20 protein-coding genes are annotated in these 23,831 nt (G+C 36.6%); 1 reads left to right on the top strand and 19 read right to left on the bottom strand.

Annotation, left to right across the window (positions count from 1 at the left end):
• Positions 1-13: 13 nt before the first annotated feature.
• The 4 genes from DW721_RS00430 to DW721_RS00415 form a co-directional block, all read right to left on the bottom strand.
• Positions 14-2,428, bottom strand: coding sequence for a glycosyl hydrolase family 65 protein (locus DW721_RS00430; RefSeq protein WP_118744826.1), 2,415 nt, complete (start codon positions 2,426-2,428; stop codon positions 14-16).
• A 285-nt stretch (positions 2,429-2,713) separates the two neighbouring features.
• A complete protein-coding gene (locus DW721_RS00425) occupies positions 2,714-3,313 on the bottom strand; it encodes a hypothetical protein (protein ID WP_118499584.1) in 600 nt (199 codons plus the stop codon).
• A gap of 14 nt (positions 3,314-3,327) precedes the next feature.
• Positions 3,328-3,876, bottom strand: a complete 549-nt coding sequence (locus DW721_RS00420) for a sigma-70 family RNA polymerase sigma factor (RefSeq protein ID WP_118744445.1) — start codon at positions 3,874-3,876, stop codon at positions 3,328-3,330.
• Between the two features lie 395 nt (positions 3,877-4,271).
• Positions 4,272-4,766 (bottom strand): hypothetical protein, encoded by a 495-nt coding sequence (locus DW721_RS00415; protein ID WP_118744444.1) that lies wholly within the window; start codon positions 4,764-4,766, stop codon positions 4,272-4,274.
• Positions 4,767-5,141: 375 nt separating this feature from the next.
• Here DW721_RS00415 and DW721_RS00410 point away from each other — a divergent pair, with 375 nt between their 5' ends.
• Positions 5,142-5,819 (top strand): YoaK family protein, encoded by a 678-nt coding sequence (locus DW721_RS00410; RefSeq protein ID WP_243035915.1) that lies wholly within the window; start codon positions 5,142-5,144, stop codon positions 5,817-5,819.
• Between the two features lie 53 nt (positions 5,820-5,872).
• Here DW721_RS00410 and DW721_RS00405 read toward each other — a convergent pair whose 3' ends face one another.
• The 15 genes from DW721_RS00405 to thiS all read right to left on the bottom strand — a co-directional run bounded on the left by DW721_RS00405 (position 5,873) and on the right by thiS (position 23,724).
• A complete protein-coding gene (locus DW721_RS00405) occupies positions 5,873-6,697 on the bottom strand; it encodes a Cof-type HAD-IIB family hydrolase (RefSeq protein ID WP_182436153.1) in 825 nt (274 codons plus the stop codon).
• A gap of 16 nt (positions 6,698-6,713) precedes the next feature.
• A complete protein-coding gene (locus DW721_RS00400) occupies positions 6,714-8,369 on the bottom strand; it encodes an ATP-binding protein (RefSeq protein ID WP_118744441.1) in 1,656 nt (551 codons plus the stop codon).
• On the bottom strand, positions 8,362-9,048 hold the full coding sequence (locus tag DW721_RS00395) for a response regulator transcription factor (RefSeq protein ID WP_118744440.1): 687 nt from the start codon (positions 9,046-9,048) through the stop codon (positions 8,362-8,364). Before DW721_RS00395 ends, DW721_RS00400 begins: the two co-directional genes overlap by 8 nt.
• Positions 9,049-9,064: 16 nt before the next feature.
• Positions 9,065-9,700 (bottom strand): phosphate signaling complex protein PhoU, encoded by a 636-nt coding sequence (gene phoU, locus DW721_RS00390; protein ID WP_118744439.1) that lies wholly within the window; start codon positions 9,698-9,700, stop codon positions 9,065-9,067.
• Positions 9,701-9,718: 18 nt separating this feature from the next.
• Complete coding sequence (gene pstB / locus DW721_RS00385) at positions 9,719-10,474, bottom strand: phosphate ABC transporter ATP-binding protein PstB (protein ID WP_022013633.1); 756 nt, start codon at positions 10,472-10,474, stop codon at positions 9,719-9,721.
• 241 nt (positions 10,475-10,715) lie between these two features.
• Complete coding sequence (gene pstA, locus DW721_RS00380; protein ID WP_118744438.1) at positions 10,716-11,555, bottom strand: phosphate ABC transporter permease PstA; 840 nt, start codon at positions 11,553-11,555, stop codon at positions 10,716-10,718.
• A 7-nt stretch (positions 11,556-11,562) separates the two neighbouring features.
• Positions 11,563-12,429, bottom strand: coding sequence for a phosphate ABC transporter permease subunit PstC (pstC, locus tag DW721_RS00375; RefSeq protein WP_118744437.1), 867 nt, complete (start codon positions 12,427-12,429; stop codon positions 11,563-11,565).
• 255 nt (positions 12,430-12,684) lie between these two features.
• On the bottom strand, positions 12,685-13,563 hold the full coding sequence (locus tag DW721_RS00370) for a phosphate ABC transporter substrate-binding protein (RefSeq protein WP_022013636.1): 879 nt from the start codon (positions 13,561-13,563) through the stop codon (positions 12,685-12,687).
• A gap of 425 nt (positions 13,564-13,988) precedes the next feature.
• Positions 13,989-14,936: an Rpn family recombination-promoting nuclease/putative transposase gene (locus tag DW721_RS00365; protein WP_182436152.1), complete on the bottom strand. Its 948-nt coding sequence runs from the start codon at positions 14,934-14,936 to the stop codon at positions 13,989-13,991.
• Between the two features lie 523 nt (positions 14,937-15,459).
• Positions 15,460-18,465 (bottom strand): hypothetical protein, encoded by a 3,006-nt coding sequence (locus DW721_RS00360; RefSeq protein ID WP_118744435.1) that lies wholly within the window; start codon positions 18,463-18,465, stop codon positions 15,460-15,462.
• Positions 18,466-18,760: 295 nt separating this feature from the next.
• Positions 18,761-19,690: a thioredoxin-disulfide reductase gene (trxB, locus tag DW721_RS00355; protein ID WP_055944530.1), complete on the bottom strand. Its 930-nt coding sequence runs from the start codon at positions 19,688-19,690 to the stop codon at positions 18,761-18,763.
• 431 nt (positions 19,691-20,121) lie between these two features.
• Complete coding sequence (locus tag DW721_RS00350; protein WP_118744434.1) at positions 20,122-21,873, bottom strand: Na/Pi cotransporter family protein; 1,752 nt, start codon at positions 21,871-21,873, stop codon at positions 20,122-20,124.
• 294 nt (positions 21,874-22,167) lie between these two features.
• Positions 22,168-22,584, bottom strand: coding sequence for a M67 family metallopeptidase (locus DW721_RS00345; RefSeq protein WP_022014026.1), 417 nt, complete (start codon positions 22,582-22,584; stop codon positions 22,168-22,170).
• Between the two features lie 124 nt (positions 22,585-22,708).
• Entirely contained in the window at positions 22,709-23,515 is an 807-nt protein-coding gene (gene thiF / locus DW721_RS00340) for a thiazole biosynthesis adenylyltransferase ThiF (protein WP_022014025.1), read from the bottom strand.
• Positions 23,515-23,724 (bottom strand): sulfur carrier protein ThiS, encoded by a 210-nt coding sequence (thiS, locus tag DW721_RS00335; protein ID WP_055944538.1) that lies wholly within the window; start codon positions 23,722-23,724, stop codon positions 23,515-23,517. Before thiS ends, thiF begins: the two co-directional genes overlap by 1 nt.
• Positions 23,725-23,831 lie beyond the last annotated feature (107 nt).

The raw sequence follows: 23,831 nt of genomic DNA, 5'->3' as shown, positions 1-23,831 counted from the left end.
ATTCCTCCTGTTCCTATGACATATAAAGTTCTATTTCTGTATTTTCCGTAAGCATATCTTCCGTCACATAGTTTCCTTCAACTTCTTTTCCATTTACTATCATTTTTTTGCAGCCGCTCTGGACATGACCCGGATTTTTAACAACAATATGAAGCCGGCTTCCTCTAAAACTTTTTGTAATCTCAAATTTTTCCCACTTTTCAGGAATTGAAGGTTCAATATGAAGTCCTCTAAAGTCAGGACGCATACCCAGTATTCCCTCTACACATCCAACCATTACAGTGGATGCTGTTCCTGTGAGCCAGTGAACATGTGAACGTCCAAAATTTGGACTTGCTTTTCCTTCAGTAAACTGTCCATAGCAATATGGTTCAAGTACTCTCGTCTCAGCTCTGTCATTCTGTGCTGCCGGTGAATTCTCCATAAAATATTCAAATGCCCTGTCACCATGCTTCAACAATGCCTCTGCAAGTATAAGCCACCCCTGTGACTGTGAGAAAATTCCTGAATTTTCTTTTGTTCCGGCATTATATATAACCGCTAAAGCTCCTGGAAATGCTTCTGCATGATATGGCGGATCCATAAGAATAGCACCGTATTCCGTATTCAATCTGTCATATACGCTGTTCATTATAACCTCACCCTGCTCTTCATCTGCAACCTTGCTGATTACAGCCCAGCTCTGTGGGTTAAGCCACATATTCGCCTCTGCATCTGTACGCTTGCCGATAACATTTCCTTCTTCTGTAAATCCTCTTATAAAACGATCCTCGTCATAGCAAATTTTCTGAATAATCTTTCCGAGTTCTTCCTGCTGTTTGTCAAGCTGTTTTACATAGTTATCATCATTTTTATATTCAGCAAACTTTCTAAGTATTGTCATTGCATAATAATACTGCATTGCAACAAACGAAGATTCTCCGTCTTTTCCAAGTCTTAAGCAGTCATTCCAGTCTGCATAAAGACCGGCAGGCATTCCATGTTTTCCAAGATGCTCAGCAGAAAATTTAACTGCACGCTGTAAATGCTCATATACTGTTGCTTCATCTTTGTTTGCAAAAGGAATAACCTCATCTAAAAATTCCATGTTTCCTGTTTCAGAAATATATTTATAAACTGTAGGGAATAACCATAAAGCATCATCAGCACGATATGCCGGATGTCCTGTCTCCTGAACATAAGATGTATCATCAGGTGTGTCCTCATGTCCCGGATTGTGTGTAAATTTTACAAGTGGAAGTCCTCCACCATTGTCAACCTGAGCCGAAAGCATAAATCTTATTTTCTCTACTGCCATTTCCGGGGCAAGATGTATAATTCCCTGAATATCCTGTACTGTATCACGATAACCATATCCATTTCTAAGACCACAATATGTAAATGATGCAGCTCTTGACCATATAAATGTCATAAAACAATTATATGCATTCCATGTATTTATCATTGTATTAAATTCCTCGCTTGGTGTCTTAACTTGGAATTTTTCCAGTTTCCCATGCCAGAATTTCTTTAACTCAACAAGTTCTTTTTCACATAAATTTTCATTTTCATCATATCTTGCAATTATCTTTGCCGCTTCATCATCGTACTTCATTCCAACAATAAAAATAACTTCCTTTGTCTCGCCCGGTGCAAGTTCAAGTAGTGTTGTTAAAGCACCACAGCCGTTTTCATTGTAATTTCCCTTATTATCAAGACTACCGTTAATAACACCAATCGGATTTGAATAATCATGGTATCTTCCTAAAAATCCCTCTTTACTTCCACACCATGATGAAACCTTCTGACCTGCCATTCCTAAGAATCTCATTGAAACATTTTTATTGTCAATGTATTCGTCTTCTTTTAAAGCATCAAGATTTCCATGAACATGATGCATTACACGATTTTGCGAAAAATGTGTCGATGTAATAAACTGTGAATACTGAAGATTCACCTGATCCTGCTCGTAATTGCAATTATTTGTAAACTCAGCATAACCTGTTATATTTAATTTTCTATTTTTTTCTGAATTGTTTGTAACCTTTAAATCCCATACTTCATAAGATTTATCAAGCGGTACATAATAAAGTGCTTCTGAGCTTATACCTGAATATTTGGCAGTCATTCTTGTATAAGCTGTTCCATGATGACATTCGCTCTTGTATTCATCCAAATCTTTTCCAACCGGCTGCCATGATGCTGACCAATAATCTTTTGAGTCATTGTCCCTGATATAAATATATCTTCCCGGTTCATCAAACTGATTAAATACATATCTTAAAATTCTGCCGTTTGCACCTGATTTTTCAAAGCTGTATCCCCCCGCATTGTTTGAAATAATCGCACCATATTCAGGTGAACCAAGATAATTTACCCAAGGTGCCGGTGTATCAGGTCTTGTAATAACATACTCCCTTTTTTCATTATCGAAATAACCGTATCTCATTTTGCTCCTCTTTTCTGCATATAAATAATTTTCTGTATCATGTATGCACGACACAAAACTTAATATCTTTTTACAAAATATAACTGATTCATAAAAAAATATATACAATATTTTTCATTAAAATAGCAGATTCATGACATACTTTTTTTATATAATATGTTACACAGCTGATGTGACATATACGAGAACTTCTCAGGCTCCAAAAAGATTTGTAAATACAAGACATACCGAAACTTCCGACATACGCTACCTCAGTATAGAAGTTGAAATATAACTAACTGCCATCTACCTTTCCCTAAACATCTGCACGAGCAGGATTATAAAGGATACACCCCAAAGAACAACAGCAGGCAGAAGATTGAAACTGCATGAACTCGTTACTCCATCGTTTAGATAAGTTACCGCAAAATGGCTTAATTTCAAAGCGTTTGGTACTTCCACCGACAGCTTGCTCACATAGACTGACGGCTGTATAAGCCTGTCCACAAAATAATACTGCAAAAAGATAGTTACAGCATACGAAATCACATAAAATCCTCTGCTCTTTTTGTATTGTTTCATATTAAAAAGCTGTTTTACCAAAAACAATCCACAAAGCAAAATGCTGAGCCACAAAGTCACAAATGAAACATAAAACGAACTGTTTTCAAATAAATTTCCTATTTCCAAAAACAGCTTGTCTGCCTTGACATATCTGCTGCTGCCCGCAAATATATATGCACCTGTGATAAGATAAAGTCCTGCCGCAGCCATCAACATATACATTGCCATTATCCTTATTCCAAACTTTTTTGCAAATCTTAATTCTGTTTTCTTAACTTCGGGTGACATTGATACCCGAAGAATATTCTCAAACTGCTCATCCGTTATTTTTAAATCATTCATATTAATCCTCCATTCTATTTCCAAGCGGACTCAATCTTGTGCTTCAATATTTTCTTTGCCTTGATAAGCCTGCTCTTAACGGTACTCTCCGGTATCTCGCACAATGCCGCAATATCTTTTATCTTCATATCTGCCGTGTAATAAAGATACACTACTATCCTGTATTTTTCGGGTAGTTCTCTCACCTGACTCTGAACAAACCTTATAAGTTCATTTTTTATTGCCGTATCCTCCGGACTGTTATCCTGTTCACCGGAAAAATTCGCATAATCAAAAATTTGAAATTCATTTTCCATATGCACCTCATAACTTTCCTGCTTTGCAATCCTCTTTCTCCACGCATATTTTCTTTTCTTGTTTTTCCATAGATTTATGGCAGTAGAGATTGCCCATGCTTTTACATTTTCTGATATATCAAGTTTTTTGTAATGCTCAACAAGTCTGAGCATAGTGTCCTGATAAAGTTCCCATGCAAGTTCACTGTCGTTGGTGGTTATCTTGCAAAACTTCATCAGAGTTTCACCATATTTTAAAATAAATTGTTCAAGTTCTTCTTTTTTCATATTTAATGTCCTGTGAATTTTAAATTCCGACACAAGTTTAACATCTGTATAACGAATAATTATTTTTTCTTTGTACTATCGAAAAACTTGCGAGCGAATATTTACCTTTCCAAATCATGTTTTATCTGTGCTTCTATATATTATATTGTAATGAGTCAGCAGAAAGTTTAAAAAATATAAAAAATACACACCAAAAAAATTAAATCTCCAGTGTGTATCTTCTATATACTTAGTTTTAAAATTTATCATTATTTATATCTTTTAAATGTTGTTCGCAATACTTTTGAACCATATCTATAAATTCATCTCCTATCCTATGCAACTAAAAACTTTTCCATCCAATGTCCCAATATATTCTTCCAGTTCCTCCGCCATTTCATATGCCTCCGGTATTCTTAAGTATCCAGGTGTTCCCACCATTTTCTTGCCTGCGGATGACAGTACTCTTCTTTCATATAATCTTCCGGATGACAGTCATTCTGTCCTACGGCAACGATTACGACCTGCGGTATATACTTACTAAAATCCCAGTCACTCATACCGCTAAGCCTTGTATTATAATGTACTTTATTCCAAACAGTCTCCATTCCTATCTGCTCCGGTTCGTGATACCAGCCCTCGCCATCCATAAGTGCGATTCCTCCCTGAGCAATGTCATGTATCTGTGCCCCCAGTTTTCTTGCCAAAATCCAGCCATAAGAATAGTAACTGTTTGAATAACCACCCTCATGCTCCGGGTCTTCCTTTCCAACAAAGTCAACGGCCTCCGATACCTCTCCTGCTGATACAGAGTCTCCGTACACCTCTATTCTTTTGTCAGTTTTCTTTGGCACACTCCAGTCTATGCGTCCCGTATATCTTATCTTTTCACTATCTGCACTTATCCACATTTTTCGTCCTCCCCTTTATGAAATGTACTCTCTGTATCTTCTCAAATCAAATACTTTCGAGAGTGCATGAAATATATTTCCAATCTTACCCATTAATAATACATTTCAACTTAAATCACTCTTCTGTATAACTTTAATTATTTGTTTGCATTTTCATTTAAAGTTAATTTAATTATAATCGTTTTTGCTAAATAGTCAATATTTTAAGTTAATTTATTTGTATTCTGTAATTTATTTAAGTAACAATTTGATAATCTTTTCATATATCAATACCATATATCACACATATGATATATACATTACGCATATACTTTGAGATTGTTATATAATATTTTATAATCAAAAAAATATATGCTGAAATGGAGTTTATATAAAATGAAAAGAACTAAAACAAACAAATTAAAAAAACAGACTTCTGAGACTTTCAGACTCAGTGCAATCCTCGCCATATCGGGCGGTTTTCAGGATGCTTACACTTACAATGTGAGGGATGAAGTCTTTTCTAATGCACAGACGGGCAATGTCGTACTTATGAGCCAGAATTTTATGTCAGGTGAATGGATACGCGGGCTGCATTATCTTTTTCCTATAATCGCATTTGCACTTGGAGTTTTTGTCGCTGAGAGAATACAGAAAAGGCTCAAATATGTAAAAAAAATTCACTGGCGTCAGATAATTGTACTTATGGAGTTAGCCATATTGTTTGTTGTCGGACTTATACCTGACTCTTACAATATGGCTGCAACTATGCTTGTTTCTTTTGCCTGCTCAATGCAGGTTCAGACTTTCAGAAAAGTAAACGGCTACGGCTACGCAAGTACGATGTGTATAGGAAACTTAAGAAGCGGCACTGAAAGCCTTTCCATCTATATGCGTGAAAAGAAGCCTGAGATTTTAAAAAAAGCTCTTCATTATTATGGAATAATACTTGTATTTGCAATCGGTGCAGGAATCGGCGGCATCCTATCCCTGCATATCGGAATCAGGGCAATATGGGTTTCTTCACTTCTTTTAGCGGCAGTATTTACAATGATGTTTGTAGAAAAAATGTAAAAATACCAATCATACGGAGTTGCTATAACATTACTTTTAAATTCAGATTTTATTTATATATATTTTTCTAAAATGTAAGCAACTCCTTCTTCATCATTCGTTCTTGTGATAACATCGGCACACCTTTTTATCTCATCACAGCCATTTGCCATTGCCACACCGCATCCGGCAGTCTTTATCATGTCTATATCATTTCCACCATCACCAAAGGCGATAAGCTCTGATATATCAATGCTAAGTTTTTTACAAAGCCATTTTAGTGCATTGCCTTTATTTACTTCTGAATTGTTTATTTCTATATTATTTGGCATACCGGAACATATTTTTGATGTTTTTAGGACTTTCAGTTCCTCTAAGACTTTTCTTCTTTCTTCCATGTCACTAAAAAACATATTTATCTTTTCGACACTCTCCAGTTTTTCTATATTTTCCCAAAGGTCTTTTTTTGCCCCTCTGCTTGAAAGATAATAATTTCTAAAGTCATCATTTTTTATGTATTTTCCGGCATTGTCATATGTCTTTTTATCACCGAAACCTACTCCTGACGATGCCACATCTGTAAGTACATCGTGCTTTAACACTATATCTCTTACAAGAAGCACTTCCTCCCTGTCTATACTCTTTTTATAGATTATCCGTTCATCCAAAAGCTCATAGACCATGCCGCCGTTTAGTGCTATTGCATAATTTGTTCCCGAAATCGTTCTCAATTCTTTTAAAATCCCTGCAATAGGCCTGCCTGTCGTAAATACTATCTGTGTTCCCTTCTCTCCGTAATACTCAAGAATATTTCTTGTTCTATCCACCATTTTCCCGGTACTGTCAAGACAGGTCCCGTCAAGGTCAAGTGCTATCATTGATATCTTTGCAGCTTCCATAAATTTTTCCTCTTTTCTACTCCAGTGGAAACATAACCGTAAACTTACTTCCCTGTCCTTCCGTACTCTCAAGCGTAACATCTGCGTTGTGATACATTGCTGCGTGCTTCACTATAGACAGTCCGAGTCCTGTTCCTCCGGTTTCTTTCGACCTGCTTTTATCTACCCTGTAAAAACGCTCAAATATTCTTGACTGCTGATCTTCTTTTATTCCTATTCCGGTATCTTCGACCACTAGAATATCTTTTCCGGCTTCTTTTGATAAAGTTATATCAACTTTTCCACCTTCTTTATTATACTTAATCCCATTTTCACAAAGATTGTAGACAATCTCATAGAGTAGGCTTCTGACTCCGTGAAGTTTTATATCTTCACCACTTATGTTTATTGTCACATTCTTTTCATTTGCTGTATTTTCCAAAGCTTCCTTTGTTTCTGCCGCAATATCCTTAAGACTTACAAGTTCTGTCTCCATATCCCTGTTTTCGTCAAGCCATGAAAGCCTTATTATATCCTCCACAAGATTTACAAGCCTTTCTGCTTCCTTACGGATGTGACCTACAAATCTAGGCATATCCTCTTCTTTTACAAGATTGTTTTCCATAAGTTCGGCACTTCCGATAATAGACTGTAGAGGAGTCTTAAGTTCATGTGATACATTTGCTGAAAACTCTCTTCTTGTTCTTTCTGCATTATTTTTTTCAGTAACATCGACAGCAAGTAAAACAGCTCCAAGCGTTTTTCCGGCTGATTCTATCTTGCTTATCCCAAGCTGATAATCAAGCCCGTATCTTTTAAGTATAATCTCAGCCTTTCCCTTTTCCATTGCTTCTTTTATGGTATTTCCAACTGATGTATTTCTTTCTACCGTAAGGAAATCTTTCCCAAGACACTCATCTGTTGTTCCAAATATCTTTTTTGCTGCCGGATTTATACTTATTATACTGTTTTTAGCATCAAGCAGGATAAGTCCCTCATCCATATTTTCGATGGTTGCCTGAAATTCATCTTTCTTCTGTCGAAGTTCTAAAACCTGCTCATCTATCTGCCTGTGCTGATGTTCTATATGTCTTAAAAGCGGTGCTATCTCGCCGTATGCATCATTTTGTAATGGCTTGTTAAGATCAAGGTTATTTAACGGCTCAACAACCTTTTTGGATACACCTCTTGCAAGTAATGAAGATAATATCACTGCAAGAAGTATAGTTATTGCCATGGGTGAAATCATCGAAAATAAAAGCTTAAGTACGGTCTCCTGACTTATTGATATTCTTATTACACTGCCGTCATTTATCTTTTTTGCATAATAAATTGTCCTTTGCGTAAGCGTAGATGAATATCTTGTACACTCACCTCTGCCAAATTTCAAAGACTCTTTTATCTCTTCCCTGTTTGCATGATTTTCCATCTTTGAAGCATCTGTTTTATTATCAAACTTCACTGTTCCATCCGGCTCAACCCATGTTATTCTGTACTTTTTTTCCGTAAGGCTTTTAAGATAATCCACTCCTCCATTTTCAACTCCGGTTACAACAAAACCAAGCTGTGCTCCAAGCTGTTCCTCTTCTATTGTAGTAAAATGCCTGTACAAAATTCCAAGAATAAATGTACAACAGAACAATACCATCACTACGGCAACTAAAAGCACTGATTTAAATATTTTTTTAGTCATTGTGTACCTCCATTTTGTATCCGACATTTCTCACTGTCACTATATATCTGCCACCGTCACCAAGTTTCTGTCTGAGTGTCTTTATGTGCATATCTACCGTCCTGGTCTCTCCATAACTGTCGATACCCCATACTTCTGACAAAAGCCGGTTTCTTGTATATGCCATACCGGGATGCATAAGAAATATCTTAAGTATCTCATATTCTTTATATGTAAGACATATACTCTCTCCGGAAACTGATACAGTGTGCTCTTCAACATTCATTTCTATTATACCATTAACATATACTGTTTTGTTTTCTTTTTTCGGCATACATCTTCTGAGCACGGCTTTTATCCTTGAAACCATTTCCATCATTCCAAACGGTTTTACAAGATAATCATCTGCACCCATATCAAGACTTTTTATCTTATCATATTCAACACTTTTTGCAGTAGCCATTATAACCGGAATATCTCTGGTTCGGGAAGATGCCTTAATCTTTTTTAAAAGAGAAACACCGTCTTCTCCCGGAAGCATTATATCTAATATTACAAGTTCCGGCAGTTCATCAGTTGTCGCAAGTTCCACCCAGAAGCTGTCACCATCACAAAATCCCTTTGCTGCAAATCCTGTCTGTTCCAATGTATAAATTTCAATATCTCTTATACTTACATCGTCTTCTACGCACCAGATCATATCATTCCTCATTTCTTTAATGATTTCCCGTTACTGAAAAAACAACCCACTTAGCTACATTTACGGCATGATCCCCGATACGCTCAAAATATTTAGCTATCATAAGAAGATCGAGTGCATACTCTCCATCCCTTGGATTTTTTGCAATAAGGTCTATAAGAAAAATCTTGACTTTGTTGAAATACTCATCCACAACATCATCATACTCGATTATGCTGTTTGCAAGATTAAGATCACTCTTTACAAATGAATCAATAGACTCTGTAACCATCTTTATTGTTGCTGTTGCCATCTGGTCAAGATATTCACATTCCTCACTTGTTCTTCCATTTAAAAAGCCTATTATCTCAGCAACATCTGACGCCTGATCTCCTATTCTCTTAATATCCGTTATCATTTTAAGAGCTGTTGATACCTGTCTTAAATCCCTTGCAACCGGCTGCTGCTGGAGCAAAAGTTTTAAACAAAGAGATTCAACATTTCTCTCAAGGTCATCAAGCGAATTATCAAGAGGTTCGACTTCCCATCTAATCCTCGGATTTCCTTCCTTTAATGCCTTTGCAGCCAAAGAAATACACTCCTCACACATCGCACCCATCTCAATAAGCTTTTTATTCAAATCCGCAAGCTGTTCATCAAATCTGCTTCTCATTTTCAAAATCCTCCTATCTTAACCAAATCTTCCTGTAATATAATCTTCAGTTCTCTTATCCTCCGGTGTCGCAAACATTTTCTCAGTATTACCATATTCAATAAGGTCGCCAAGAAGGAAAAATGCTGTCTGATCTGATATACGAACTGCCTGCTGCATATTATGTGTAACTATAACAATCGTATATTTTTCCTTAAGTTCACTTGCAAGTTCCTCTATCTTGGATGTAGAAATTGGATCAAGTGCACTTGTTGGCTCATCCATAAGAAGAATTTTAGGTTCTACGGCAAGTGCTCTCGCTATACAGAGTCGCTGCTGCTGTCCACCCGACATACCAAGTGCCGACTTTTTAAGTCTGTCCTTTACCTCATCCCATATTGCGGCACCTCTGAGAGAATTTTCAACTATCTCATCAAGCTTTGCCTTATTTTTTATTCCGTGTGTTCTCGGTCCGTAAGCAATATTGTCATAGATGCTCATAGGAAAAGGATTTGGTTTCTGGAAAACCATACCTATTTCTTTTCGGAGTTTATTCACATCTGTATCAGGTGCAAAAATATCCATATCTCCATATTTAACTTCACCTGTAATCTTTACACCCTGCACAAGATCATTCATCCTGTTAAGTGTCTTTAAAAAAGTTGACTTACCACATCCCGACGGACCTATAAGAGCCGTAATGCTTTTCTCTGGAATATCAATGTTTATATTTTTCAATGCCTGCGTCTGTCCATACCAGAGACACAAGTCCTTAACCGTCATTATGTTATTCATATAATTCCTCCTGCTATTTCTCACTCATATATATTAGTTATTTGCGAAACTGTCATTCTTGTACTTAAGTGGTATGACTACAACAAATAATGTTAGTCGGCACTTTTGTCGCCGCCAGTACTTAATGGTGGTTTTTTCACCATTTATGTACTGTTACGAGCGACAATGTAACGCAAGTGTGCCGATGGTATTATCTGTTGTAGTCATACCACTAACACAACCTGCAAAATTTTCGCAAATATTACTCTACTTTCTTCTTGAAATAAAGTCCCGTAAATTTAGCAGCAAGATTAACCAAAAGTGCAAGTATCATCAAAATTGCCGCTATCGCAAATGCTACCTCAAACTCACCCTGCTCTTTAGCATAAACATAAAGTGCAACTGTAAGTGTTGCTCCGGCACGGCCGAGTCCGTCAATAAATCCGTTTATCGTATGTGCAAAACCAGCCGTGAATAATAGTGCTGCCGATTCTCCGAGTATTCTTCCGATTGCAAGAATACATCCTGTCATAATACCGTCAACACAGCTTGGAAGCACGACAGTCCTTATAACCCTCCATTTACCTGCACCAAGTCCAAAAGCACCCTCTCTGTAACTTTGCGGAACTGTTTTTAAACTTTCCTGTGTTGTTCTCATAATTGTCGGGAGATTCATAATAACAAGCGTCATCGCACCCGCTAATATTGATGTCTGCATCTTGAGAAATTCGCAGAAAAACAACATTCCAACAAGACCGTATATAATCGACGGAATACCTGAAAGTGTCTCCGCCGCATATTCTATTACCGCAACCAGTTTCTTATTTGTCGCATACTCAGTAAGATATATCGCTGCTCCAACTCCAAGAGGAAGAACGACAACAAGTGTTGCTATTACTATATAAAATGTATTTAAAATATCAGGCAGAATACCTATATTCTTTGTCAGATAGCTGGGCTTAGTAGTTAGAAGTTTCCATGTAATATTGGGAACTCCTTTATATAATACAAATCCGATAACAAATACAACAAGACCGCAGGTTATCGCAACTGATATCCACATTAGTATTTTCATTATCCAGATATAAGCTTTTCTTTTCATAGTCTGATTACTCCTTTTCTTTCTTTAAAAGGCTGTTAAGTAATGCATTTATCAGCATTATGAACAAAAACAATACAAGTGCGATTGAAAATAATGCTTGTTTTTGCAATCCCGATGAATATGACATTTCACTTGCAACTGCTGTTGTAAGAAATCTTACACTTCCAAAAAGTTTTGGCATATTGGCTACATTGCCTGAAACCATCATTACTGCCATTGCCTCCCCTATCGCACGGCCAACACCAAGTACCACAGCCGCCGCTATACCGCTTTTTGCTGCCGGTACAGATACTTTAAAATATGTCTCGATAGGTGTTGCACCAAGTGCAAGTGATGCATCTTCATATTCCGGTGGGACTGCTTCTAGTGCCGTCAGTGAAACGCTTATTATTGATGGCAGAATCATTATCGCCAGAACAATTATTGCTGCAAAAAGACTTGCACCATCTGCTATATTAAATGTTTCTCTTACCCATGGAACAAGTACCAGCATACCAACAAGACCATATACAACAGCTGGTATTCCGGCAAGCAGGCTTACTGCCATCTCAACAACTGCCTTCATTTTTTTGTTTGCAACCTTTGCAAGATATACAGCCGTAAGAAATCCTATCGGAACACCTATTATGATGGCTCCCGCCGTACCATATATACTTGTCAGGATAAATGGCAGGATTCCATACGATGGTGTTGATGCCGTTGATGCCCATTTCTTTCCAAACAGAAACTTAAATAACCCGATTTCTCTTATTGCAGGTATTCCTGCAATAACAAGATAAACAGTTATAAGCAAAACAAAGCCAACCGTAATCAGACCAAGTATTAAAAATATCCCATGGATAATTGTTTCAAATTTATTGTGACTTTTCTTCATATTAATCCTCATTTCTGCACACATTTTTTAGTGCATAAGGTGAAATGTAATATATTTCACATATAAGATTTGTGTCAAATGTGCCCAGACACAAATCTTGCGTTTGAAAAAACTTGAATATATGGATTTTTCAAACTAATCTCCATACTCATATTTCCTGCCCTGCAATAGAAGTTGAAAACTTCCATGATAGTGTTAAAACGGGCAAGTCATATAACTCACCCTTTTTAAACATTTTATTTATTACCATTTACACTATTTTTCATTTGCCGGTACTACACCTGCTGATGTGATAGTCTCTGATGCTTTCATTGCATAATCAAAGAATGCCTGTGCCTCGTTGCTGAGTTTTTTATCTTTCTTTGTAACGAATACGAAAGGTCTCTGAATTTTATAACTTGCATCCTTTACAGTATCTTCTGATGGTGCTACTCCGTCTACCGAAAGAGCATTTACGCTGTCATCAACTGATGCAAGTGAAGCATATCCGATAGCATTTGGATTGTTTGCAACTGTTGTGATAACATCACCTGTCGATGTAAGTTCCTGTCCGTATTTGCATTTATCTTCTGTTCCCGTAATCGACTCAAATCCATCACGAGTACCACTTCCTGCTTCTCTGCCGATAAGAACGATGTCTCCATTATCTCCGCCAACATCTTTCCAGTTCTTAATCTTTCCTGTGTAAATATCTGCAATCTGCTGAACCTTTAAATCTTTAACTTTATTCTTTGGATTTACCACAATAGCAATTCCATCGTATGCAAGGATTGTTTCCTCAAGTCCCTGATTTTTTTCATCATCAGTAAGTGCACGGCTTGAAAGTCCTATATCGCATCTTCCCTCTGTTACTGCTGTGATACCTGAACCTGAACCTGTAGGATTGTATGTAAATTTTACATCAGGGTTTGCTTCCATAAATGCCTCGCCTAATGCACCAACTACTTTTTCCATTGATGTTGAACCGTCTGTCGCTACAGAACCGCTGAGTTCTGCACTTGAAGATGCTCCTGAACTGCTTGATGAACCTGAAGAAGCTTTATCACCATTTGAAGAATTTCCGCATCCTGTAAGTGATGTAAGTGTTAATGCTGATACCATTGCAGCTACTAATAATCTGTTTTTTGTTCTCATAATTTTTGTCTCCTTTTGATTTAAACTTAATTGTTTTTTGTTTTCCTTTTTACAAGTATTATGATATATGGGTTAAGTAAAATCCAAAAGGCAGGTTATGTAAAAGATATGTAAAGAATATGAGACTGCTTGAAAAGTAAAAAAGACAAAAAATATTAAAAAACAAGGGTGGGAAAATTGTTAAAAGATACAATTTTTTAAGAATGTTGTAACAGTTCAGCCATAAAAATATAACCGGCAATATCTGAGCTTGCTCATTGTATTGCCGGTTATATTTTTATGGTAGAATAGCCTTTCATTTCTGAAATGAGTAAACAAAAGCTGCATTGCAGCGGCTGACAGCTTGCTGGCAGGTTTATGAATGTAAGAAATGAAAGGCTGAACTGTTACAAGAATGTTAAATAGTGTCTCGAATATACTTGAATTTACAGACAAGCTGCTTTCATTCTCTTTATAACTTCTCTCACATACTCCTCCGGTTTTGAAACTTTTTTAGCTATATCCGGTATTGACATTTCACATTCTTCATACAATGTCTCGATTTTTCCTTCAAGTTTTCCATCAAGTTTCGCATTTTTCATAGAATTTTCCCATGCTCTGCACATATCAACGACCTCCTCTTTATCATCCCTGGCAAATTTTGCCCCGGTTATTATATTTATCAATTCTACCGCTTCTTTTTCTACATGATTAAATCTTGAGTTCCCTTTTATCCAGCTACCGTCTTTATCACTCTGGTGTTTGATAAACTGCATTACTGCCCCTAAATCAGTTTTGAATTTATCAAAATTTTCGTCTGATATTTTTGCCGGTTCTATAAGATTTATCTTATAATCCGGTACATACGACAATAATTCAACATTATCAACCGATAACATTTCATGTATGCTTTTTGCACCATCCCAGTCTTTATCACCAAAATATACTACCAATGTGATTACAGGCATTAATTTATCTTCCTTTTTTAACCCTGATAAAAATTCTTCTGAATTTAACTTAACCTGTTTTTTCTTTGACCTGTCTCTATAAGACCGCTTTGCTTCTTCTACCTGCTTTGCATATTGTAATGCATCATAAAGCATATTTTTAACGGCAATCGCATAATGGATTTTGTCCTGGTTTTCAATTCCAAGCACTACATAGACCGCCTCGTCATCCTTTGCCATAGACCACAACATAAGATTGTCTCTCAATTTCTGAACTGCCATATCAGCATCGTTTCCATATGGCAATGCAATCTCTGCCGTATCTATTTTTTGCAATTCTTCAGGTTTTATTACCTGTCTTCCATCATAAATGTAAAAATTAAAGGCATCCGCTATAATATCCCTATGCGACATATACTGCTTTGTTGCTATATCGATTTTCCCCATAAATGTCTCCTTTCTTACATTATACATACTGTATAATAAAAATGCAATAATTCCTCCCAGCTCTCACAAACATTTGTTTGTTTTTGTGTTTTTATAATACCATATGAATATATGTTCGTCAAGACATTTCATTCAGGCAAGGATATTTGTGCCATGCACAATCATGTATTGACCCATCACACAAAAGCAATGATTGACTCTTTAATTTTTTAATCTTTAATTTTTCAAATTGATAATATCTTTTACCTATACATCACCTCTCAATTTTTCACTATACAATAATAAAGATAATAGAAAAGACGGACTATCTATATATTAGATAGTCCGTCTTTCCATATTCATGTTCTACTGTATAAACTCTTTCTGCCACACTTGTAATCTTTGAGTGTACTATATTTTATATCTTATCTACCCTTTTTTCATATCCAATTTCCTCAAAGATTACATCCCCATAAGTACATAAATACATTTACATAAGTATTGAAATACCTGTATATATCCAGATAATGCTTAACTCATATTTTTACTTCACCTTAACTTTTATGGTCTTGCTCCATTTTCCTGTGTAACTCTTTCCTCCGAATTTTGCTGTTGCTCTTATCCTGAGGTAATAAGTCTTTCCTTTTTTAAGTCCTTTGCCCTTATAACTTCCACTCTTTAATGACGGCTTTGAAGCAAATGTCTTAACATTTTTAAACTGTTTGTTAAATGAATATTGTATCTGACAGTTTGTGTTTTTCGTACTCTTTCCTTTCCATGTGCATTTTATTTTGCCGCCTGACAATGCTTTTACCTTGAAGTTTTGCACTGTTTCCGGCAGGACTTTTATTGTTACTTTTTTAGTAACTGCCTTATAGCTGTCTGTCTCATTAACAGATATTGTAACCTTTGCTTCTCCACAGCCGACTATCGTAATCTCGCCTTTTGATGAAACTTTTACAACATTAGTATTTGAACTTTTGTATCTGACTGTTCCATCACTATCGGTTTTAGCATTTAATTTGAATTTTTTGTCTCCTAAATATTTTATGTAGGTATTTTTAACATTGAGTGCTGCCACAGCTTTTTCTGTCGGTTCTTCCGTTGGATTTATTGTCGGCGTTGCCGTCGGTACTGCACTTGGACTTGCTGTTGGCACTCCCGTCGGTGCTGTACTTGGACTTGCCGCCGGCACTTCCGTCGGATTTATTGTCGGAGTTGCTGTCGGCACTTTTGTCGGTGCTACACTTGGACTTGCCGCTGGCACTCCCGTTGGTGCTGTACTTGGACTTGCTGTTGGATTTCCCGTTGGTGCTGTACTTGGACTTGCTGTTGGATTTCCCGTTGGTGCTACACTTGAACTTGCTGTAGGCTTTACACTTGGAGTTACCGTCGGTTTTACAGTCGGAGTAGCTGTTGGATTTATACTCGGACTTGCCGTTGGCCTTTTAGTTGGTGTCGGTGTTGAAATTGTATCCATTATTATCTCAACATCCTTATCATACCGGAAATCATCTCTGTCTCCACTCAAATATTTATCAATAATATCTTTGCAATTTGAAATATCAAGTGTTGTGATTTTATTATCCTGACAATACAAAGTATCAAGTTCTGTATTGTTTGTTACATCAAGCTTAGTCAACTGATTTTTTTCACAGAACAAATCATGTAAACTAGCATTTTTACTCACATCCAATTCTGTCAACTGATTGTCACCACAATCCAAATATTGTAAACTTGTATTTTCACTTACATCCAATCCTGTCAACTGATTATCATAGCAACACAATCTGTATAACTTTGTACTTTTACTCACATCCAGTTTTTGTAACCGGTTGTGCTGGCACTCCAACACTTCTAACTCAGTATTCTTACTCACATCCAGTTCCGGCAACTTACTTTCATACAAATCCAAATATGTCAATTTTGTGTTTTCACTCACATCCAGTTTTTGAAGCTGATTGCGACCACACTCCAGCGTTTCTAACTTCGTATTCTTACTTACATCCAGCTCTGTCAATTTCTCGGAAGCACAATTCAAATATTGCAATTTAGTATTTTCTGTTATATTTATTCCCGTGACTTCACCTATTTCATCTACTTCCAAATATGGATCCCATGAAATACACAAAGCTCTAATTTCATCCAGTCCTGCAAATGATATTTCACCATTAAGCTTTTTGTGATTCCAGTCAATCATGGTCAATCTTAATTCACCATTTATAGCCGACCACTTATATTCATTACTATCCAAATCTTCACTTATATCTGCACCTTTTTCTTTCTGCTCTGCTATTATCTTCTCTAAAACTGCCACATCCGAGACACTTTTTTCAGCTGTATCATCGCTTGTACCGTTTAGAAGCTTAACATTATCATCGTATTCTAAATGGATATATCCATTTTCGTCCTCTTCTCCATTTTTATATCCAATCAATTCTTTACACTTTGAAATATCAAGTACGGTAATCTTATTATATTGACATCTCAAATAGTTTAATTCTGCATTACTGCTTACATCCAATTTTTCCAACTGATTTGACTGGCAATATAATTTTGTTAATTTGGTATTCTGACTCACATCTAATTTAGACAACTGGTTATCAGCACAATCCAACTGTGTTAATTTCGTATTATTACTTACATCGAGTTCCTGTAACTGATTGTAATCACATTCCAAACCTGTTAATTCAATATTGTTATTTACATCAAGCTCCTGCAATTGATTATCAGTACAATACAAACCTGATAATTTTGTGTTCTGACTCACATCCAGTTTCGTCAATTGATTTCCATTACAATACACATAGTCTAATTTTGTATTTTCACTTAAATCTAATTCAGACACCTGATTGTCATAACAATCTAAACTTGTTAATTCTACATTCTGACTTAAATCCAGTTGTGACAACCGGTTTTTACTGCATTCCAATTCTATTAATCCATTACATTTGCTCACATCAATTTCCGTCAACTGATTGTCATAGCAATCCAATTTAGTTAATTTTGTATTATTACTTACATCAATTTCCTGCAACTGATTTTCACTACATTCCAAACTTGTTAATTCTACATTCTGACTCATATTCAGTTCCGTCAATTGATTTTCACTGCAATCCAAGATTTCCAGTTTTTTATTTTCACTCACATCCAAATTTGTTAATTTATTGCAACCGATTTTCAGACTGTTTAATTCACTTAATCCTGTAAATGAAATTTTTCCTTGAATATCTCTGTCAGCCAGATATATGTTTGTCAGTCTCAATTCACCGTCAATTTCTTCCCAGCCATAATCTGGATCATCCAAATCTTCACTTACATTTGCACCTCTCTCTTTCTGCTCTGCTATTATCTTTTTTAAAACAGCCACATCTGATGCATTTTTCTCGACTGTTTGTGTTTCAGAGTCATCATCCTCCGAAACTATCTGCACACTATCAGCTTTAGCATAGCCATAATTCATTGGTATTGATGTAACCACCATAGCTGCCGAAGCCATAACGGCAAAAAACTTACCTGCTTTTTTTCTAAAACCTGTTTTTCTTCTCATAGTCGTTCCTCACTTTCTATAGTATTTTTAAGTCACCAGTATCTTTGTTTCTCACATTGTATAAGTCCTCCTTTCACAAATTATTTAGACATTTGCGAAACTGTGATTATCCTTGATTAAATTGCATCAAACCAGTTTCACAACCACCTAAATCACCTGAAAATCATTGCTGATTTCCCTGTATTTACGACTATAACACACCCATGTCAAAAAAACGTTTCCGTTTTTTTCAACAAAAAAATGGACTATTTATATCACAAATAGTCCATTTTCGATATTTTTACAATCCTATTTATTATCTGCCATTAAGATATCTTTCGACCGACTGCACTGCCGTTGCTCCGTCCGCAACTGCTGTCACTACCTGTCTGAGCGGTTTTGTCCTTATATCTCCCGCTGCAAAGATTCCCTCACTGCTTGTCTTGCAATCCTCACCCGCTTTTATATAACCTGTTTTATCAAGCTCGACATAATCCTTAAATATATCCGTTACCGGTTTCATTCCTACAGCTACGAACACTCCTGACACTTCAAGTTCTTTTTCTTCACCTGTTTTGTTTTGCACAAGTTTGATTGACGATACTTTATTGTCGCCTTTTATTTCTTTTATCTCATAAAACGGAAGTATCTCTATGTTTGGTGTTTCTTTTACTTTCTGCTGAATGTTTACTGCTGCCCTGAATTCGTCTCTCCTGTGTATAAGATAAACTTTTTCGCATAAAGCCGAGAGATAAATTGCATCTTCAAGTGCCACATCTCCACCGCCGACCACGGCTGTTACCTTTTTCTTAAAAAATGCACCATCACAAGTTGCACAATATGATACACCTGTGCCTGTAAGTTCTTCCTCACCTGCGGCTCCAAGTTTCCTGTGTGATGCCCCTGTAGCAGCTATTATTGTCTTTGTCTCGACGGACTCCCCGGCATTAAGAATTATCCTATATGCCTTTTTCCCCTCTGTGTCATTTATCTCTTCTATTTTTGTTACTTCTGCATCGATAAACTCAGTTTCAAGCATATCTGCGTGCTCCCTGAATTTACTTCCAAGTGTAAAGCCGTCTGTCTCAGGCAATCCAAGATAATTGTCCACCTGCTCTGTTGATACTATCTGTCCGCCACTGTATCCTGCTTTTTCTATAACAACTACATCAAGTTTGGCTCTTTTTGCATATACTGCTGCCGAAAGACCTGCCGGTCCGCTTCCTATAATAACTAAATCTCGCATATTCCCTCCAATTTTTAATAAATGTACTCTCTGTATTTAACCATTACCTTTTATTTTAATGTAACCATTTCAGGTTTTGTTCTGTAAAACATTGCTCTTGACACATTTGATTACAACATTTCAATAATACTTCAATATCACTTCGTGGTCAACTTTAAAGTCGCTTCAAACAAACTTCAATGTCACTTCAAAGTCAACTTCAATGTCACTTCAAAGTCAACTTCAATGTCACTTCAAACAAACTTCACTCTACTTTGAACTAAGTGAATTACTCCACTTCTGACTGCACCGCAGACATCAACAATAACGATTATTCCACATATCATATATATTTATGCCAAAAAAAGAGCAGCTATCCATATTTAAGCTGCTCTTTAATCCTATGATGTCGGTGGCAAAATGTATTTTAACCCTTGCATCATATGTATTTTCTATGCTTCTGTGCCCTCCACCTGTTTTGCCTGTGAAAAGTCTATTACATTTCCATACTGTTCCATCTCCTCAGCATTAAGTGTCATAAACTTTACATTGTCCAATGCTTCTTCGGCTATTCCTACACAGTTATCCGTTATTCTTCCGATATTTTGGAGGATTTCCGTATAATCTCCAGACATTGCCTTACTGCATTTTTTATTTTTCACTCTGCCAAAATGTGCTTTGCTGCATTGTCTGTTTTTCTTTCTTATTTTATTTTTATCTCTCGTCATTTTATCTATTACTTTATCATCACCTGTCGCTACCGCTACTATCGCTTCTTCAAATAACTTTCCCGAAAGTTCCATACACTCTTTTACTTCGTTAATTGCTTCATTTGACAATTTATACCCTTTTGATTTTAGGTTTTCATAAGACTTATCTATCTCGTCACATCTCTCAGCTATTCTCTCTATATTATTTGATACACATAGCAGCCCTGCCGTCTGTTCCGATTGGAGTTCTGTAAGATTTCCACTTGAGAACATTTTTGATATGTATGTTGAAATACTTTCCTGTAATACTTTTACATATTCCGAATATTCATTAAACTTCCGTCCTGCCACTCCATCTTTTTTTGCCGTTACGGCTGCTTTAAGATAACTGAAAGCTTCTGCGGCATATGAAGCTGAGCGTTTTATCTCCTCTGATACAAGATATAATGCTGCTGTCGGCTGATTTATCAGTTTGTCATCAAGATATTTTGCAGTAAATACTGCTTTCTCTTTTGCCTCGTCACCCCTCACGATGAATTTAACAATTTTTACCATCACCGGTATAAGAGGAAGCCATACCAAAGTACAGACTATATTAAATGTCGTATGTGCATTTGCTATCTGTCTTGAGATTACATCAACTTCATTTCCTTTTGGTGAGATATATCTTACAAACTTTGATAAGACCGGTATCAGAAACATAAACACGATACTTCCCGTTATGTTAAATACACTGTGTGCCACCGCTGTTCTCTTTGCATTTTTTGACTGACCGACAGATGCCAAAAGAGCTGTTATCGTAGTACCGATATTGTCACCAAATAAAATAGGTATCGCACCGCCAAGACCGATAACACTTGTCACTCCGTCTGGACCTGCCTGTGACGCAAAATTCTGTAAAACGGCAATAGTTGCCGAGCTGCTTTGCACAACAAGTGTCATTACACATCCAAGCAACACACCAAGAACCGGAATATCTTTTACTTTTCCCATAAGGTCAATGAAAATCGGACTTGTAGCAAGCGGCTTCATGACACTTCCCATAATCTCAATACCCTCAAATAAAAGCCCAAACGAAAAAATGACACGGCCGACCTGTTTTACTTTCTCCTGTTTGCACACAAAGTTAATGATAAATCCGATAAATATCAGAGGATATATATAATCACTTATTTTAAATGCCATAAGCTGTGCCGTCATAGTTGTTCCTATATTAGCACCAAATATAACAGAAATACCCTGTGGCAGAGTCATAAGTCCTGCACTTACAAAACCTATTACCATGACTGTTGTTGCCGAACTACTCTGTAAAACTGCTGTTACCAACGCACCTGCAAGTGCACCCATAATGGGATTTTTTGTAAGAATTCCAAGAATCTTTTTCATTTTTTCCCCGGCAGCTTTCTGCAAAGCATCACTCATACTGTTCATGCCATACAAAAATAATGCAAGACCGCCAAGCAAACCAAACACTACCTTAACATTTTCGTTCATAATCTTTGTCCTCTCTGTAATTTCTTAATAAGTACACAAAAAACTAATCCTATGCTTTATCCTGTTATTTTTCTTATAGTTATCATAAAGCACTTCTTTCTTTACAACACAAGAGTAACAAAAAAACTATGCTGCAACTATCACAGCATAGTAAAATGAATGTCAAGTTTTTGTAAAATTATCACTATTTTTATAAGACGGCATTACTGGCATTTTTCTATATATTAACAAAAGGACTGCATATTATACAGTCCTTTTTATAACGCCCATTTTTTATTGTTGACCTCGCCCAGTCTACTCTGTAATCTTAATTTCCTCTATAGTCACATTTTTTTCTTCATCTATGATAAATGCCTTTAACACAGGATTTTCTCTGTCCATTAAAGACAAGATGAGATAATTGACTTTTGAATCATATGCAAGTCTTTTATCTTCCTCAGATGGTCTTGACGGAGACTCCGGATGAGAGTGGAAGTTTCCAAGAAGTTCAAGTCCATTCTGACGCATATCCTTTACAGCCTGAAGCTGCTCTTTGGGATCCATTGAAAAATGCTCATTGCTATGGTCAATATTTGTAAGAAGATAAACTTTCTTGATATATTTATCATTGCCATCCTTTGTTCCACCGATAAGGCCACAAGCCTCGTCAGGAAGTCCGGCTTCGCAATGTTTTAAAATCTTGTCATAATCATTTTTTGTTAAAAAAAGCATATTATTCCTCGTTTCTGAGCAACTTATTGCAAAGCGGCTATGCAAAGCTCAAATTTGCATATACCATAAACGCTATTTGTTTTTGCTCAAATCTGCACCTGCCACAAAAGACATTTGCTTAATCTTATTTGCCGTCACACTCTGCCTGCTCATAATCAATAAGCTCTGTGATTGTCGGATGGTCACCGCATACGGCACATTTACCGTCAGCCTTTGGAAGTTTGACTGTTCTAAACTGCATTGTGAGTGCATCATATGTAAGAAGTTTTCCTACAAGAAGGTCCCCTACACCGATAATGTATTTGATTGCTTCCATTGCCTGAAGACTTCCGATAACACCGCCCATTGCACCGATAACACCAGCCTGTTTACAAGTAGGAACTGCGTCCTTTGGAGGTGGATTTTTAAATACACAACGGTAGCATGGTCCTTCTCCCGGAACATAAGTCATAAGCTGCCCCTTGAACCTGATGATTCCTGCATGAGAAAATGGTTTCTTTGCCATTACGCAGGCATCATTGATAAGGAATTTTGCCGGAAAGTTATCTGTTCCGTCAATAATAAAGTCATAATCTTTTATAAGATCCATGATGTTTTCTGATGTTACAAATGTACGGTATGTATTTACTGTTACATCAGGGTTCATTGCATTCATTGTCTCTTTTGCAGACTTAACTTTTGCTTTGCCTACATCAGCAGTTCCATGAATAATCTGACGCTGGAGATTTGAAAGATCAACCTCATCAGCATCCGCAATACCAATAGTACCAACGCCTGCTGCTGCAAGATACATTGCGGCTGGTGCACCAAGTCCACCGGCACCGATGATTAGCACCTTGCTGTTCAACAGCTTTTTCTGTCCTTTAACGCCTACTTCCTGCAAGATGATATGTCTTGAGTAGCGTTCCATCTGTTCATTAGTAAATGCCATTAGAAACTTCCTCCTCCCATGAAATAAAGAAATTCAATAGAATCTCCCTCTTTAACTGTTGTTGTATCAAATGTATCTTTATCAACAAAATCATCATTTAATGAAACTGTTACATAAAGTGGATTCTCTACCTTTTCAGCTTCAATAATCTGTGCAATAGTTGTTCCCTCTGCGTATTCTTTCTTTTCGCCTGCTATTGTAATAGTCATCTCTTAACCCTCCTATTTATAATTTCTATCTTATATATCTAACGGACAGACCTTATTCAAAAGTTCTCCCCGATTGTTTTCATATTTTTAATGAAGTGGATATTTGC

Source organism: Clostridium sp. AM27-31LB, from assembly GCF_003480745.1.
GTDB lineage: Bacteria > Bacillota > Clostridia > Lachnospirales > Lachnospiraceae > Butyribacter > Butyribacter intestini.
Note: the sequence above shows the minus strand (reverse complement) of the source record. Positions and strands in the feature narration are given on the sequence as shown.